Here is a 14,120-nt window from a genome sequence, read left to right as displayed (position 1 = left end):
GGAGTTTGCTCCGGACGGACATACGGATGCGAACAAGAATGGAGGGACTAATGATCCACAAAAATTGGGCCGAACTCATCAAGCCAACACAGCTTGACGTAAAACCCGGCAACGATCCTGCGCGTCAGGCCACGGTGATTGCAGAACCGCTCGAGCGCGGCTTTGGCCTCACAATGGGCAACGCGCTGCGTCGTGTATTGATGAGCTCGCTTCAGGGCGCAGCCATCACATCTGTACAAATTGACAATGTTTTGCATGAATTTTCCAGCGTTGCTGGCGTTCGTGAAGACGTGACCGACATTATCCTGAACCTCAAGGGCGTTTCCATCCGCATGGAAGTCGAAGGGCCAAAGCGCCTGTCGATCTCAGCGAAAGGCCCCGGCGTTGTGACGGCTGGCGATATCAGCGAATCTGCTGGCATCGAAATCCTGAACCGCGACCATGTGATCTGCCACCTCGACGATGGTGCAGACATCTATATGGAGCTGATGGTCAACACTGGCAAAGGCTACGTCTCTGCTGACAAGAACAAGCCTGAAGACGCGCCAATCGGTCTTATTCCGATCGACGCGATCTACTCGCCTGTGAAAAAAGTCAGCTATGATGTGCAGCCGACCCGCGAGGGCCAAGTGCTGGACTATGACAAGCTGACAATGAAGGTTGAGACCGACGGCTCCCTGACGCCTGACGATGCCGTGGCATTTGCCGCACGCATTTTGCAGGATCAGCTGGGCATCTTCGTCAACTTCGACGAGCCTGAGTCTGCGTCCCGTCAGGACGATGATGATGGCCTTGAGTTCAACCCGCTTCTGCTCAAGAAAGTGGACGAGCTGGAACTGTCTGTACGCTCCGCCAACTGCCTGAAGAACGACAATATCGTGTATATTGGCGATCTGATCCAGAAGACCGAAGCTGAAATGCTGCGCACCCCGAACTTTGGCCGCAAGTCCTTGAACGAGATCAAGGAAGTGTTGTCAGGCATGGGTCTGCACCTTGGCATGGACGTTGAGGACTGGCCGCCGGACAACATCGAAGATCTGGCCAAGAAGTTCGAAGACAACTTTTAAGGTGCGCCCATAGGGCACACCCTACGTAGGGTGCGCATTCATTGCGCACCTTACCCACGACCCGGGCAAAACCGCCCCAAGGAGAGTTGGCGCTACGCACGCCAGCCAGACAAAGTAAAACCGCCCGTAGAGGGCATATCTATTGGAGAACTAAAATGCGTCACGCACGTGGATACCGCCGTCTTAATCGCACACATGAGCACCGCAAGGCGCTTTGGGCCAACATGGCCGGCTCGCTGATCGAGCATGAGCAGATCAAGACAACATTGCCGAAAGCAAAAGAATTGCGCCCGATCATCGAAAAGATGATCACGCTTGCCAAGCGCGGCGACCTGCACGCGCGCCGTCAGGCCCGTGCGCGCCTCAAAGAAGACCAGTATGTCACAAAATTGTTCGACATCCTCGGCCCCCGCTACAAAGACCGCCAGGGTGGTTACGTGCGCGTGCTGAAAGCGGGTTTCCGCTATGGTGACATGGCGCCCATGGCGATCATCGAATTCGTAGACCGCGACCGTGATGCCAAAGGCGCCGCAGACAAAGCCCGCGTAGCAGCAGAAGACGCCGCAGAATAAAATTTCTCATCTTGATGAGGCGACAGGCCCTGCCATTTGGTGGGGCCTTTTGTTGTTTGCGGAGCACTAGAGTATTTTTGGCCGTGAAAGACAGAGCGGTTGCATGATACGCGGCGCGTGCGCATATCTTGGGTCATGAAGTACATTGCCTTGATATTCGCGCTGATCGCCACGCCACTAGTGGCACAGCAGGTCCCGCAATCCGCCGCTCAAATGCAGCTGAGTTTCGTTCCTGTGGTTAAACAGGCCGCGCCCGCCGTGGTGAACATCTATGCGCAGGTTGTGCGCGAAGTGCAGCGGACGCCGCTTCAGGCTGATCCGTTTTTTGAGCGGTTGTTTCGAGATCCGTTCGCTGACCCCAAGCCGCGTGTGCAAAACTCTCTGGGGTCTGGTGTAATTTTGTCTGCTGATGGGATTGTAGTGAGCAACTACCACGTTGTTGGCATGGCGACCGACATCCGCGTGGTGCTGAACGATCGACGCGAATTCTCGGCCCGCGTTTTGCTTGGGGATGAGGAGAGCGATCTGGCGATTCTGAAGATCGACACACCTGATGCGCTACCATTTCTGGACCTGCGCGCCAGTGACAGCGTGGAGGTTGGTGAGCTGGCACTTGCGATTGGCAACCCGTTCGGTGTGGGGCAGACTGTGAGCAGTGGTATTGTTTCGGGGCTTGCGCGCTCTGGCGGATCTGGTGGGCGCGGACGTGGCTATTTCATCCAGACCGACGCGCCAATCAACCCAGGCAATTCAGGTGGCGCGCTTGTAGACATGGCTGGGCGGTTGATTGGCGTGAATACATCGATTCTGACACGCTCTGGCGGCTCTAACGGGATCGGCTTTGCCATTCCTGCCGATCTGGTTGCCGCGTTCATGGCACAAGCCGAGGCAGGCCTCAGCGGGTTTGAACAGCCTTGGGCGGGGATTAGCGGTCAGCCATTGGATACCGAAATGGCAGCGACGCTCGGTTTTGACCGTTCGGGCGGGATTATCGTTTCGGGGCTGCATCCTGTCAGCCCGTTTTTGCAGGCTGGTCTGGATGTGGGCGATGTCATCCTGACGGTTGGGGGGCAGACGGTAAACACCCCGTCCGAGATGATCTACCGCATGAGCGTTGCAGGGCTTGAAGCGAAAGTGGATGTCGTGTTCAGCCGCGCGGGGGAGGAGCAGCGCACGCAGGTAGCTCTGATTGCCGCACCCGAAGATCCGCCGCGCGACCAGATCACACTGGGCGCGCGCAGCCTGTTGCCGGAACTGACGCTTGCGAGGATAAACCCCGCTGTGCTGGCTGAACTAAACCTGCCGCTGGAGGCTTCTGGCGTGGCTGTGATGCGGGCAGGCCCTTATGCAAGCCGCACAGGCTTGCGGGACGGCGATGTGATTGTAGCGCTCAATGGCGTGGCCATGTCCCACCCTGACGAGGCGGCAAAGCTGTTGTCGGGTGCTGTGAGGCGCATTGATTTGGTGGTGCAGCGCGGCGCGCAGCGCATTTCAATCCGGTTCAGGGGGTAGGCCATGGCGGATCTCTTTGGGGCAGCTCCGATCATACAGAGCGGCAATCGCCCGCTGGCTGACCGCTTGCGCCCCAAAACGCTGGCCGAGGTGATTGGCCAGTCCCAAGTGCTGGGCCCTGATGCACCGCTGAGCGTGATGCTTGAGGCGGGGACGCTAGGGTCGTTGATATTTTGGGGGCCGCCCGGTGTGGGCAAAACGACCATCGCGCGATTGCTCGCTAATGAATCCGATCTGCATTTTGTCCAGATCAGTGCCATTTTTAGCGGTGTACCAGAGTTGCGCCGTGTGTTTGATGGGGCAAAGATCAGACGGCAAAATGGTCAGGGCACGCTGTTGTTCGTCGATGAAATCCACCGTTTTAACAAGGCGCAGCAAGATGGATTCCTGCCTCACATGGAGGATGGCACAATCCTTTTGGTCGGGGCCACCACCGAGAACCCCAGTTTCGAATTGAACCGCGCAGTGCTGAGCCGTGCGCAGGTCATGGTGCTGGAGCGATTGGACACAGGCGACCTTGAGAAACTCGTCGCCCGTGCAGAAGAAGAACTGGGCGTTAAACTGCCGCTGGTTCCCCAAGCGCGTCAGGCACTGCTGGATATGGCTGACGGTGACGGGCGTGCGCTGCTGAACCTGATCGAGCAGATCGCCGCATGGAAAGCAGACGCGCCCTTGGACACTGCTGCCCTTGGCAAGCGCCTGAGCAAGCGTGCTGCGCAATATGACAAGGGTGGGGATGAGCATTACAACCTAATCTCGGCTTTGCATAAATCTGTTCGCGGCAGTGATCCAGACGCGGCGTTGTATTGGTTTGCGAGGATGCTGGAAGGCGGTGAGGACCCCCGCTATCTGGCCCGGCGGATCGTACGTATGGCGGTAGAGGATATCGGGCTGGCCGATCCGCAGGCGCAGGCGGTCTGTCTACAGTGCTGGGACACGTACGAGCGGCTCGGCTCCCCCGAGGGGGAGCTGGCGCTGTCGCAGGCCGTGATCTATCTGGCGCTCGCGCCCAAAAGCAACGCCAACTATGTGGCCTACAAAGGTGCGCGCAATGCTGCCAAGGCGACGGGATCAGAGCCGCCGCCCAAACATATCCTTAACGGGGCAACTTCCATGATGAAAGATATGGGTTATGGCGCGGACTATGCCTATGATCATGATGCCGAGGACGGGTTTTCGGGTCAGAACTATTTTCCTGACGGGATGGAGCGGCCCGCCCTTTACCAGCCAGTCGAGCGTGGCTTTGAGCGGGATTTGAAGAAACGCTTGGAGTATTTCGCAAAGCTGCGGGCGCAGCGAGAGAGTTGACTCTGCTGTCTGCGCGCGCGATGGGAGCAGCATGATTTCAACTGTCTTCCTTGTTGCCTTGGGCGGTGCCATTGGTGCCGCGTGCCGTTTTTTGGTCGGGGTCTTTGTGATGCGGATTGCGGGCGTGGCCGAGTTTCCATTGGCCATTCTTTCGATCAACGTCATCGGTTCCTTCCTGATGGGGGTGTTCGTGGTTGCAGCCGCACACAAGGGGCTTACGCATCTCAGCCCCTTTGTGATGACAGGCGTTCTGGGTGGCTTTACCACGTTTTCGGCTTTCTCGCTTGAGGCTGTAACACTTATGGAGCGGGGGCAGATCACTGCGGCGGGTGCCTATGTTGCGCTGTCTGTCGGGCTGAGTATTGGGGGATTGATGTTAGGGCTATGGATCGCGAGAGGATTATTCGCATGAGCCGCGTACAAACACTGACCGTCGCAGAGGGTGACGGGGATCAACGACTGGACCGCTGGTTCAAGCGGGTGTTCCCGCATGTCCCCCAAGGGCGTATCGAGAAAATGTGCCGTAAGGGTGAAATCCGCGTGGATGGAGGCCGTGTAAAGGGCTCGACTCGTGTCGAGGCAGGCCAGCAAATTCGCATCCCGCCGCTGCCTACAGGCGAGGCACCACCGCCGCCCAAACGCACTACCGTGACAGATGCAGAGGCCAAGATGATCCGCGCGTGCGTGATTTACCGCGACGATCATGTGATCGCACTGAACAAGCCACCCGGATTGCCCGTTCAAGGCGGGTCAGGGCAGGGCGAGCGGCATGTTGATGCGCTGTCCGAGGCGTTGATGTTTGATCTGGAGGAAAAGCCGCGGCTTGTTCACCGGTTGGACAAAGACACATCTGGCGTGTTGTTGCTGGCGCGTACGCGTGAGGCCGCCAAGGCGCTGACTGCCAATTTCCGTCACCGTGAGACGCGCAAGATTTATTGGGCTGCTGTTGCTGGTGCGCCGCATCCGCGCAACGGCACCATCAAATTCGGTCTGGTCAAGGCAGGCGGTCACGGCCCGCGCGGTGAGGGCGAGAAGATGTATGCCGTTCATCCCCGCGATGTCGACGATACCGAAGGGGCCAAACGTGCGACCACCGATTACTCGGTGTTGGAGCAGGTTGGGACACGCGCATCATGGATGGCGCTGAGCCCTGTAACAGGCCGCACCCACCAGTTGCGCGTGCATATGGCCGAAATCGGACACCCCATCGTTGGTGATGGTAAATATGGTGGTTCCGGTCAGGATAATATGGGCGATGGTTGGGGCGCGCAGCTTGGGGGGGATATCTCCAAAAAACTGCATCTTCACGCGCGTAGCCTTTCCATTCAGCACCCTGTGACCAAGGCCACGCTCAATTTGGTGGCACCCCTTCCCGAACACATGCAGCGCACGTGGGATACATTCGCTTGGTATACAAAATTTGCACCTGATGATCCGTTCGGAGACGACTGGGGATGAGCGCGACACCGTTGCGATTGGTGATCTTTGACGTCGACGGCACGCTTGTGGACAGTCAGGCTGACATTCTAGGCGCTATGCGCCTCGCGTTTGAGGGCGAAGGCTTGCCTGTGCCGACCCGCAGCGCGACTTTGGGTGTTGTCGGCCTTTCACTCGATGTTCTGATGCCGCAGTTGGCGCCGCAGTCTGATGCCGCGACGCTTGCGCGGCTGGTTCAGGGCTACAAAGACGCGTATATGACGCTGCGTGCTGATAAAAGCAGCGGTGTCTCCTCTCCCTTCTATCCCGGTGCGCGGGCGGTACTGGATGCGCTGCATGCCCAACCTGACACCCTGCTGGGCGTCGCCACAGGCAAATCGCGGCGCGGGCTGGACAAGTTAATCGAGGGGCACGGGCTGGAGGGTATGTTTGTGACCCAGCAAGTTGCTGATTTCCACCCGTCCAAACCGCACCCTTCAATGTTGATGCAGGCGCTCAGCGATACAGGCGTAGCGCAGGCGGATGCGGTGATGGTGGGCGATACAAGTTTTGATATGGATATGGCGCAAGCGGCGGGCGTCACAGGGATCGGCGTCAGTTGGGGCTATCACGGCCGTGTCCGTCTGGATGCGGCCCACTACATGATCGACGCGTTTGATGCGTTGCCGCCGCTGCTACAAACGATCTGGAAAGGCTGAGACATGAGCGACTGGAAAGCAAAACGGTTCTGGAAAGAGACAAGTGTTGTCGATGCTCCCACTGGTTTCACGGTTGTACTGGATGGCCGTCCCGTCAAGACGCCCGCAAAACAGCCTCTGCACGTCCCGACACATGCCATGGCCGCTGCGATTGCAGATGAATGGGATGCGCAGGAGGGTGTAATAAATCCGCACAGCATGCCCGTAACAAAAACGGCGAATGCGGCAATCGACAAAGTGACTGTGCAGCATGCCGAAGTGGCAGATATGCTGGCCGCATACGGGGACAGTGATCTGTTATGCTACCGTGCCGATGCTCCAGAGGAACTGGTGATGCGACAGGCCGAGCATTGGGATCCTATGCTGGACTGGGCCGATACCGCGCTGGGTGTGCGCCTGTTGCCACGCACAGGCGTGATTCACGCGCCCCAGGACCCTGCCGCACTAGAGGTGCTGACAGGCAATACCCATGCGCTGGATGCGTTCGAGCTTGCAGCCTTTCATGATCTGGTCAGCTTGTCCGGCTCGCTTATTCTGGGGTTTGCTGCCACGCTGGACGCACGACCCGCTGCACAGCTATGGGATTTGTCGCGTCTGGACGAAAACTGGCAAGAAGAGCAATGGGGCGAAGATGAAGACGCCACCGCCCTTGCCGAGATCAAGCGCACAGCGTTTTTGCATGCGAAGTGGATGTTTGACCTCGCCCAGACGCGATAGCTGAAAAAACAGCGTTGACGAAAGGTCAATGGAAGCAGGCACAGCTATTATCCGTGCAGAGTACTTGACCTTCATGCGGGAATCCGCCCAAAGTAATCGCCACTATGCGGGGTCGACCCGTGCAGTATCACCACCGGCGTGCAAAGTGCCGGTACTATCCGCCCAAAAAAGCGGCGGAAAATCAGGAAGAGGTAAAAATGAAAAAATCTATTATTCTCGGCGCGCTCACAATTGCAGGCTTGTCTGCTGGTGCAGCGGCAGCCGGTACTCTTGACGATGTCAAAGCACGCGGCTCGTTGAACTGCGGTGTGACAACAGGTCTGGTGGGCTTTGCTGCCCCTGACGCAAACGGCGAATGGCAGGGTTTTGACGTTGCAGTCTGCCGTGCGGTAGCTGCTGCTGTTCTGGGCGATGCAACTGCTGTGGAATTCGTTCCAACAACAGGTAAAACCCGCTTTACTGCTCTGGCTTCTGGCGAGATCGACATGCTGGCGCGTAACACCACATGGACATTTTCCCGCGACGTCGATCTGAAGTTCGATTTTGTCGGCGTAAACTACTATGACGGCCAAGGCTTCATGGTCCCCAAAGAGCTGGGCGTGTCCTCGGCCAAAGATCTTGATGGTGCTACTGTCTGCATTCAGACCGGTACAACAACCGAACTGAACCTGGCAGACTTCTTCCGCGCCAACAACATCTCGTATGAGCCAGTGCCAATCGAGACAAACTCCGAAGCACAGCAGCAGTACCTTGCCGGTGCATGTGACGTCTACACAACAGACGCTTCCGGTCTGGCGGCAACACGCGCTACATTCGAAAACCCCGACCAGCACGCACTGCTGCCCGAAATCGTATCCAAAGAGCCACTCGGCCCGCTGGTCCGTCACGGTGACAGCGAGTGGGGCGATGTTGTTCGCTGGACTCTGAATGCACTGATCACAGCTGAAGAGCTGGGCGTGTCCTCCGCGAACGTAAGCGAGATGGCAACATCCACTACGAACCCCGAAGTCGCGCGTCTGCTCGGCACCGAAGGTACACTGGGTGAAATGCTGGGTCTGGACGCAGATTGGGCCAAGCGCGCTATTGAGACCCAGGGCAACTATGGCGAGATCTTTGCAAAGAACATCGGCGAAGAGACACCAATCGGTCTGGCGCGTGGTTTGAACGCACAGTGGACAGACGGCGGCCTGCTGTACTCTCCCCCATTCCGCTAAATAGCTGAGCCAGAGGGCGCGGGAATTCCCGCGCCCTTTGTGCAATTCGACCAGACGAAACGAACAGACGACCAAACTACTTACGACCAAATAAATGACCCGGTACTGACGTCAAAAGACGCGTGATAAATAACCGGGACACACGGGGATAAATTTCATGTCGACACTTTCGGACCCTCCAAAGGGCTCGTTCCAGCTGTCTATGCTGTTGAACGACACACGGTACAGGTCGCTGACATTGCAGGTCATCGCGGCCATCGCTCTGGCGCTGGCTCTTGCATATCTTTACTCAAATTTAGCGGCCAACTTGCGCGCGGCGGGTTTGAATATATCTTTTGCGTTCTTGGGCAGCCCTGCGGGCTATGACATTAACCAGACGCTGATTGAGTATGACAGCCAATCCTCAAACATGCGCGCGGCATTTGTCGGCATTATCAACACGCTCCTTGTGGCCTTCCTGGCCTGTATCACAGCTACGATATTTGGCGTCATTGCCGGTGTGCTGCGCCTCTCGAACAACTGGCTGGTTCGCAAGCTGATGGCCGTTTACGTCGAGATCTTCCGCAACATTCCAGTACTAATCTGGATCATTATTATTTTCACGATCATGACCGCCGTGATGCCCAGCCCGCGGGATTTCCGCGGGGACGATCCGGCATCGTCGATGTTGATGGATATGTTCGCCTTTACGAACCGTGGCGTTTACGTGCCTGGTCCATACTTTACCCGCGGATTTGGCGGGGCCGAGGGCAGTGGTTTGAATTGGTTACTGGTAATTGCAACGCTAGTTGGATCCTTCATCGCAACACGTTTCTTCACCAAACGGGCAAACGCCATTCAAGAAGCGACAGGCGTGCGCCCCAGCACACTATGGAGCAACCTTGCCATCTGGTTTGTGCCCATCATCGCTGTCTGCTTCATCCTTGGCCTGAGCTGGGAAATGCCTGCACTTAAGGGGTTTAACTTTAGTGGGGGTATCAAAATTGGTGGCCCCCTGATCGCGCTCTGGTTTGCTTTGTCTATCTATACAGGTGCCTTCATCGCCGAGAACGTGCGTGCGGGTATTCAGGCGGTGTCCAAAGGCCAGACCGAAGCGGCTGCTGCTCTTGGATTGCGCTCGGGTCGGATCATGAACCTTGTTGTGCTGCCACAGGCCCTTCGGGTGATTATTCCGCCGCTGATCTCGCAGTATCTGAATATTACCAAAAACTCGTCACTGGCTATTGCGGTCGGCTACGCAGATATCACCGCGACACTGGGGGGGATTACCCTGAACCAGACAGGGCGTGCGATTGAATGTGTGCTGTTGTTGATGGCGTTCTACCTCGTCATCTCGCTGACGATTTCAACAGTGATGAACGTCTACAACAACTCGATGAAGTTGAAGGAGCGCTAAGATGTCAGATACGCATGAAAAATCTGTCGCCTTTGTGCGGACCACAGATATCGAGCAACAACCAGCACCGTCCAACGCGGCAGGCCCTGTTAAATGGATACGGGATAATCTGTTCGCGACGTGGCCCAATGCCTTGCTAACGGTTGCGGCAATCTATGTGATTTACCTCATTATGGCGTCTACCCTGCCGTGGATCTGGGGCGGCGTCTGGACTACCTCGTCACTGGCGGAGTGTCGCGAGGTCTTGCAGGGCAGGTCAGCAGCCTGTTTTTCGGTGCTGACAGAACGGTGGAACCAACTGCTGTTCGGCTTTAAATATCCAAGCGAATCATACTGGCGCCCGACACTTGCACTGGTGCTGTTGGCGCCTGCCTTGGCGCCTGTGTTGTTCTTTGATCTGCCACGCAAGTTGCTGGTTATGACGCTGCTGTTTCCCTTCATCGCCTATTGGTTGATCTGGGGCGGGACGATCTGGATACCGATCTTTGCACTTGTTGGCTTTATCGTTGGCTATTTTGTCTATGCGCGTTTTGTTGCACAGAACTTTGCACTGGGTTTTTTCGGCGGTGTCATTGCCGCGATGGTCACTTGGTATATTGCCGGGTTTATCATCGGGGCGATTTCGCCTGAAACACCTATGCTTGAGCCAGTCCCCTCCCGTGATCTGGGGGGCTTTATGCTCAACCTTATGTTGGGTCTGACCTGCGTGTCGTTGTCTATTCCGTTGGGCATCGCGCTGGCCTTGGGGCGTCAAAGCTCGATGCCGCTGATCAAATGGATTTGTGTGATTTTCATCGAATTCATTCGTGGTGTTCCGTTGATCACCCTTTTGTTCGTGGCAAGTGTGATGCTGGCGTACTTCTTCCCGCCAGAAGCGACCGTTGACCTGTTCTTGCGCGTTGTCATCATGATCACCATGTTCTCGGCAGCCTATATTGCCGAGGTAATCCGCGGCGGTTTGGCTGCATTGCCGAAAGGCCAGTATGAGGCTGCCGATAGCCTCGGCCTTGATTACGCACAGGCGATGCGCCTTATTATCCTTCCACAAGCTCTCAAAATCTCGATCCCTGGGATTGTGAACATCGCAGTAGGTCTGTTCAAGGATACGGTGCTTGTTTCCGTTATCTCGATGTTCGACCTTCTTGGTATGATCCGTGGTCCTATTCTAGCCTCCACCGATTGGAACGGTGTGTATTGGGAGCTGTTGGGCTTTGCCTCGCTTCTGTTCTTCGTCGTTTGTTACGGCATTTCACAATATTCGCAGTGGCTGGAACGCCGTCTCGCGACAGATCATCGTTAAGGAGCCCGAAACATGGCCGATACAAAACTTAAAGTGTCCGACGAAGTCGCGATTTCCATCCAGAACATGAACAAGTGGTATGGTACCTTTCACGTACTGCGCGACATTGATCTGACGGTGTATCAGGGTGAGCGTATCGTTATTTGCGGGCCGTCAGGCTCGGGTAAATCTACGCTCATCCGCTGCATCAATGCACTGGAAGAGCATCAGAAGGGCTCTATTGAAGTCGACGGGACATTGCTGTCTTCCGACCTCAAGAACATCGACAAGATTCGCTCCGAAGTGGGTATGTGTTTTCAGCACTTCAACCTCTTCCCGCATCTGAGCATTTTGGACAACCTGACGCTTGCGCCGATCTGGGTGCGTAAAACGCCCAAGAAAGAAGCCGAAGAAGTTGCGATGCACTACCTCGAGAAGGTAAAAATTCCTGATCAGGCAGACAAGTTCCCCGGTCAGCTGTCGGGTGGTCAACAGCAGCGTGTGGCGATTGCCCGTTCGCTCTGCATGAAGCCACGCATCATGCTGTTTGATGAGCCGACATCGGCACTGGACCCTGAAATGATCAAGGAAGTTCTCGACACAATGATCGAGCTTGCTGAAGAAGGTATGACCATGCTCTGCGTGACGCACGAGATGGGATTTGCCCGTCAGGTAGCCAACCGCGTTATCTTTATGGACCAGGGCCAGATCGTGGAACAGAACGAGCCGGAAGCGTTTTTCAACAATCCGCAAAGCCCACGAACGCAGCTGTTTCTTAGCCAGATTCTGGGCCACTAAGACGCGCCATATGTGGGTTTTCTATAAGGGGCGGGGGGAAACCTCCGCCCTTACTTTATGAGGTCACGGGGCACTATAAAATCAACTGGTGTTCCGCTGTGAAACGCCAGTTTGTCCCAACTGTGGATGCCGAAATCAGCAACTAACGTGGCGCAGGTAGGGTAGGTGGCAAATTCTGAGTGCGTGGGCGGCTGGCCTAACAGCATCTCGGCCAGCATCGCTGATCCAGGATTGTGGGCCACCATCAGAATACAGTCTTGCGTGCAATGGCGCAGCGCAGCTGCCATTGCTTCGGGTTCTGCCAAATAGAGATCCCGTGTGAAACGGGTCGGAACTTCGCCGAGGGTAAGCCCGATCAGTGTTTCACGGGTTCGCATGGCATCCGAGCATAAGATTTCGTCGGGGAGATATTTGTTCTTGCGCAGCCAGTCCCCAAGCGCGACGGCACTGCGTTGGCCGCGCGGGTTGAGGGGGCGCGCATGGTCTGTCTGTGCCGCTGTCGACCAATCGGATTTCGCGTGTCGCATCAGGATCAGGCGTTTCATTCAAACTCCTTTAAAGACATGCATATGTGCGGCAGATTGTGCCTGTGGCCGCCCGAAGGTCTGGCTGATCGGGCAGGCAAGGCGTGTGGCGCAGCCGTTGGTTACACATCCTGCGCCCGCTGCGCTGTTGATATAGGTCTTGCAGGTGGGGACATCATAGAAATGTTGGTCCGACAGCGCGTTAACGGGGCACGCGGGGATGCAAGGGCGTCCCACGCAGCTGTCGCAAGGGTTTTGTGGCCGTTGCGCGGGTAATGGCTGGCGTCCCGCAAAGACGATGCCGCCACGGTAAGAGATCATCAGCCCCGCGCGGATATGCACCAGCATGCCTGTAGGGCTGTCAAATGCTTCCCCTGTCTTTTTGGCCCACGAAATAAAGGGCGCGTAGGGTGGCCCGCCAAAGGGATAGACAACGGCGATACCACCCGCGGCTTCCATAATTTGGGGTAGGATGCGCTGGGACCAGCGATCAATCGGGTCGGCCAATCCGTCGCTGTGTTCATGGCTTTGAATAAAATGGTCCCAGAATTCAGGGGCAGTTCCTACCAAAACGACTGTTTGCGGCTTTTGATCGATATCCGTATGTGCACCGCCCATAGCCATCAGGCCATGCGGGGCGGCTAATGCTTCGACCTTGTCCAACAGTTTGCGCGCTTGCTTTTCCGGTGCCGTGCGCAGACGTGTCATCCTGCGCGGATGATGCTGCCTGCACCATGCTCGGTAAACAACTCTAGCAGGCAGGCATTGGGCGCACGACCGTCAAGTATAACGCAAGCCCGTACCCCTGCATTCAACGCGTCCAGCGCGGTCTGGGTTTTTGGGATCATCCCGCCGGCGATCGTGCCTTCTGCTGTCATTTCGGCGATTTGTTCAGGCGTCAGTTCCGTGAGGACTTCGCCAGCCGCGTTTTTGACGCCGGAAACATCGGTCAACAGCAGCAGGCGATCCGCCTTGAGTGATGCGGCAATAGCACCCGCTGCGGTATCACCATTGATGTTGAACGTCTCGCCCTGCATCCCCATGCCCAATGGGGCGATCACGGGGATTAGCTCCTTTTCTGCCATGTCGAGCAACAGGCGCGGGTTTACGGTGGTCGGCTTGCCAACAAGGCCCAATGCTGGGTCTTCAGGCTCACAAATGATCAGACCGCTGTCTTTTCCCGACACGCCGACAGCGCGGCCACCTTGGGCGGATATGGCCTGTACAATCTTGGCGTTCACGAGACCTGATAGCACCATTTCGACCACTTCCATGGTCGCGGCATCGGTTACACGTTTGCCGTTTACGAACTCTGATTTGATATTGAGCCGCTGGAGCATATCGTTGATCATCGGCCCGCCGCCGTGCACGATCACTGGGTTCACACCGACTTGTCGCATCAGCACTACGTCGCGGGCGAATTCCATCATCGCTTCGTCGCTGCCCATGGCATGACCGCCGAGTTTGATCACAACAGTCGCGTCATTATAGCGCTGCATGTAAGGCAGTGCTTGTGAGAGTGTGGCGGCGGTGGCAGCCCAATCGCGGTTCATATCTTGTTTTCTCATATCTACGGTCCCGTGGTCTGTCGGGATCAT

15 protein-coding genes are annotated in these 14,120 nt (G+C 56.6%); 12 read left to right on the top strand and 3 right to left on the bottom strand.

The window, feature by feature from the left end; all coding sequences use genetic code 11:
- Nucleotides 1-50 precede the first annotated feature (50 nt).
- The 12 genes from Q0903_RS03390 (at nt 51) to Q0903_RS03335 (ending at nt 11,998) form a co-directional block, all read left to right on the top strand.
- Nucleotides 51-1,067, top strand: coding sequence for a DNA-directed RNA polymerase subunit alpha (locus Q0903_RS03390; protein ID WP_025059518.1), 1,017 nt, complete (start codon nt 51-53; stop codon nt 1,065-1,067).
- A gap of 155 nt (nt 1,068-1,222) precedes the next feature.
- A complete protein-coding gene (gene rplQ / locus Q0903_RS03385; protein WP_298858249.1) occupies nt 1,223-1,639 on the top strand; it encodes a 50S ribosomal protein L17 in 417 nt (138 codons plus the stop codon).
- A gap of 135 nt (nt 1,640-1,774) precedes the next feature.
- The gene (locus Q0903_RS03380; RefSeq protein WP_299414469.1) at nt 1,775-3,151 is read left to right on the top strand and encodes a trypsin-like peptidase domain-containing protein; all 1,377 of its coding nucleotides are present in this window, start codon (nt 1,775-1,777) and stop codon (nt 3,149-3,151) included.
- Between the two features lie 3 nt (nt 3,152-3,154).
- Nucleotides 3,155-4,459 (top strand): replication-associated recombination protein A, encoded by a 1,305-nt coding sequence (locus Q0903_RS03375; RefSeq protein WP_299412857.1) that lies wholly within the window; start codon nt 3,155-3,157, stop codon nt 4,457-4,459.
- 31 nt (nt 4,460-4,490) lie between these two features.
- On the top strand, nt 4,491-4,871 hold the full coding sequence (gene crcB / locus Q0903_RS03370) for a fluoride efflux transporter CrcB (protein WP_299412854.1): 381 nt from the start codon (nt 4,491-4,493) through the stop codon (nt 4,869-4,871).
- Complete coding sequence (locus tag Q0903_RS03365; RefSeq protein ID WP_299025129.1) at nt 4,868-5,917, top strand: RluA family pseudouridine synthase; 1,050 nt, start codon at nt 4,868-4,870, stop codon at nt 5,915-5,917. Before crcB ends, Q0903_RS03365 begins: the two co-directional genes overlap by 4 nt.
- Complete coding sequence (locus Q0903_RS03360) at nt 5,914-6,594, top strand: HAD-IA family hydrolase (RefSeq protein WP_299412851.1); 681 nt, start codon at nt 5,914-5,916, stop codon at nt 6,592-6,594. Before Q0903_RS03365 ends, Q0903_RS03360 begins: the two co-directional genes overlap by 4 nt.
- 3 nt (nt 6,595-6,597) lie before the next feature.
- Nucleotides 6,598-7,311 carry an ATP12 family protein gene (locus Q0903_RS03355; RefSeq protein ID WP_299412848.1) on the top strand — a complete coding sequence of 238 codons (714 nt, stop codon included), beginning with the start codon at nt 6,598-6,600 and terminating at the stop codon, nt 7,309-7,311.
- A 197-nt stretch (nt 7,312-7,508) separates the two neighbouring features.
- On the top strand, nt 7,509-8,525 hold the full coding sequence (locus Q0903_RS03350) for an amino acid ABC transporter substrate-binding protein (protein WP_299412845.1): 1,017 nt from the start codon (nt 7,509-7,511) through the stop codon (nt 8,523-8,525).
- A gap of 157 nt (nt 8,526-8,682) precedes the next feature.
- A complete protein-coding gene (locus Q0903_RS03345) occupies nt 8,683-9,921 on the top strand; it encodes an ABC transporter permease subunit (protein WP_299412842.1) in 1,239 nt (412 codons plus the stop codon).
- A 1-nt stretch (nt 9,922) separates the two neighbouring features.
- Nucleotides 9,923-11,221, top strand: coding sequence for an amino acid ABC transporter permease (locus tag Q0903_RS03340; protein WP_299025118.1), 1,299 nt, complete (start codon nt 9,923-9,925; stop codon nt 11,219-11,221).
- A 12-nt stretch (nt 11,222-11,233) separates the two neighbouring features.
- Nucleotides 11,234-11,998, top strand: coding sequence for an amino acid ABC transporter ATP-binding protein (locus Q0903_RS03335; protein ID WP_299025116.1), 765 nt, complete (start codon nt 11,234-11,236; stop codon nt 11,996-11,998).
- Between the two features lie 50 nt (nt 11,999-12,048).
- Here Q0903_RS03335 and Q0903_RS03330 read toward each other — a convergent pair whose 3' ends face one another.
- The 3 genes from Q0903_RS03330 to argB are packed head-to-tail and all read right to left on the bottom strand — an operon-like array spanning nt 12,049 to nt 14,090.
- On the bottom strand, nt 12,049-12,543 hold the full coding sequence (locus tag Q0903_RS03330; protein ID WP_299412839.1) for a histidine phosphatase family protein: 495 nt from the start codon (nt 12,541-12,543) through the stop codon (nt 12,049-12,051).
- Entirely contained in the window at nt 12,544-13,230 is a 687-nt protein-coding gene (locus tag Q0903_RS03325; RefSeq protein ID WP_299412836.1) for a ferredoxin, read from the bottom strand.
- Nucleotides 13,227-14,090: an acetylglutamate kinase gene (argB, locus tag Q0903_RS03320; RefSeq protein ID WP_299025108.1), complete on the bottom strand. Its 864-nt coding sequence runs from the start codon at nt 14,088-14,090 to the stop codon at nt 13,227-13,229. The genes Q0903_RS03325 and argB overlap by 4 nt, the downstream gene beginning before the upstream one ends.
- Nucleotides 14,091-14,120 lie beyond the last annotated feature (30 nt).

Origin of the sequence: uncultured Sulfitobacter sp. (genome assembly GCF_947502895.1) — a bacterium.
Classification (GTDB): domain Bacteria; phylum Pseudomonadota; class Alphaproteobacteria; order Rhodobacterales; family Rhodobacteraceae; genus Sulfitobacter.
Note: the sequence above shows the minus strand (reverse complement) of the source record. Positions and strands in the feature narration are given on the sequence as shown.